The sequence below is a fragment of the Corynebacterium marquesiae genome, assembly GCF_030229635.1.
GTDB classification, from domain to species: domain Bacteria; phylum Actinomycetota; class Actinomycetes; order Mycobacteriales; family Mycobacteriaceae; genus Corynebacterium; species Corynebacterium marquesiae.
In genome coordinates this window covers 1-2,072 of the sequence record NZ_JASPII010000031.1, presented here as the reverse complement: position 1 = coordinate 2,072, position 2,072 = coordinate 1, and the positions used below count along the sequence as shown (strand labels likewise).

At 50.0% G+C, this 2,072-nt stretch carries 2 protein-coding genes; both read right to left on the bottom strand.

What is annotated here, in order from left to right; genetic code table 11:
- Positions 1 to 323 precede the first annotated feature (323 nt).
- Positions 324 to 653, bottom strand: coding sequence for a ParA family protein (locus QP971_RS11225; RefSeq protein ID WP_284811931.1), 330 nt, complete (start codon positions 651 to 653; stop codon positions 324 to 326).
- A 365-nt stretch (positions 654 to 1,018) separates the two neighbouring features.
- Positions 1,019 to 1,486: a hypothetical protein gene (locus tag QP971_RS11220; RefSeq protein ID WP_284811932.1), complete on the bottom strand. Its 468-nt coding sequence runs from the start codon at positions 1,484 to 1,486 to the stop codon at positions 1,019 to 1,021.
- Positions 1,487 to 2,072: the final 586 nt, after the last annotated feature.

Genomic DNA, 2,072 nt, shown 5'->3' with positions numbered 1-2,072 from the left:
TAGAAACCGAGTACTATCTCACCCAGCCCATCAACACAGGGCCGTAAAAGAAGCGGAACTAAACCCAGGACGCTTCAGGCTGCTTCTTTGATGGCACGGACGATGGTGTCAGTGTTGCTGATTCGTCCGCCGTAGTGTTCGGCGAGACGCTCAATGAGGTTCCAGTCCTCGAGTGTGAATGCGAACGATGTGCGGTGTCGTTCGACGGGTGTACGTCCGGGTTTCTTTTTTGGGGTTGTCTGTGCCGTAGCCGGCGCCTGTGGTGCGGGCGTTTTGGTCGGTGTTGGCGAGGGCTGCAAAGGCGGCTGTGGTGTTGTTCTTCGTCATTGGGTTGCCTTGATGATTCGGTCGGTGAGGTGGTTGAAAGCGTGGGCTGCTCGGCTGCTGGGGCTGTGTTGTACGACTCCGACGGCTGGGTCTGGTGTGGCAGTGAACGCGGCCGCACTGGGGATGTGCGCGAGTACGTGCCAGCCGTGTTGCTCGGCGTAGTCCTGTAGCCCTTGGCTTGCCTTTCTAGTGGGGCTGAACTCATTGAGGACGACGACAGTGGGGGCTTTGATCTGGTGGATAATTCGCGTGGTCGGGGCCAGGTCGCGCGGGCTGGGGCCGAGTGGAACTACGACAAGGTCGGCGTCATTGATCGCGTTGATCACGTCGGTGCTTGGTCGGGCTGGGGTGTCCACGAGGATGTATTCGGCACCGTCGTGCGAGGGTGTCAGGAAGTTTGTGTGTGAGGCTCTGATCTAGAAGGAGTTTCACCGATAATGACTACGGTGTCACCGAAGAAAAACCATGACCCGGCAAAGGTCAATGAGATCAGCGAGAAGCTGATGAAAAACCCCTGCGCTCGCCAGCTAATCACTTGAACTTGAACTAAGGGGCGACGAGACATATCCCTAAAACTGCGGATAACCCAATTCCGATATAGGAATTCATTGAGCCTATTCCGCCATTTTTCAGCGGTATAGATGCTTACGTTCTCCTTGCAACAGAATTTAAAACCGACGAGAAGTACTGCTCAGTACATGGGGATTTCTGGGCCTTGGCCACGGAAGTTTTCGGTCAAAACCCCGAATTCGACTTCCCATATATGAAACTCACTCGGTAAGAATGAAGGCTCCTTTTTCTGCCGAGAAACGACATCAGTCTGAGCTGCTTCACGCGTGGTAAATGCAGCCAATATATCTGGGCTTATTTCCTGGTAGCGCACGGAGGAATGTTGCGCATACCCTTCTCTAAAAACAAGATAGACAAGTTTCGGGAAACGAGACTTGTCTAGTTTTCCTTCCCAGCCTTGAAGGGGAACTTCTTCAGTCCAACAGGTTATACTCGGAGAATCAACATGCTCGCCCATGGCACTCTCCTGCTCTCTGGTTAAAGCTATTCCGACAAATTCTTCGTCATACGTAGCTTCCGTACGCGCAAAGAGCACAAGAATTTTAGCCTGGTTGCTGCTATTTGAAGTTCTACCTATTAAACCTTGCATGCTTCTCTAAACGGTATAGTGTTAACAGTCGCAGTGTAAGTATCTTAAGCGTTAAGTGTCGGAGAAAACAGAAAGCCTATTTTGTTATTTGCGACATAATAATGTCATTGTGGGTCCCGCTTTTCAAGGGTTTTCCAAACGAGCGCCAAAATAGGCAGGAGGAAACATGAACAAGGTAACTTTTCTTAAGGCCTTATCGATATTTTTCTTTGCTGTCCTGCTTACAACCTTCGTCCTTAGGAAGAAGTGGATAATATCTGATGGGTTATCAGTATGGATCCTGCTCTTGTCCTTTGTCGGAGCAATAACTTCCTGCACCTTATTGGGCATTATGTCCATAAGAGATAGCAGGAAAGCACCACCAGAAAGCTCCTATTTGCCGGAAGATTCATTTTAAGGTTGTAGGCTTTGCGAGGAAATAAGCGAGGCTGAAGTCATCTCAATCTGAGGTTACCCTTGTTTAATGGACACACTATTTGGTGAATAGGCTAGGAGATTTCCCACTCAGTTTGAAGCGTCCTGGGTTTAGTTCCGCTTCTTTTACGGCCCTGTGTTGATGGGCTGGGTGAGATAGTACTCGGTTTCT

Coding starts and splice junctions, on each gene's coding strand:
- QP971_RS11220 (WP_284811932.1), bottom strand. CDS start 1,486: ATGCAAGGTTTAATAGGTAGAACTTCAAATAGCAGCAACCAGGCTAAA.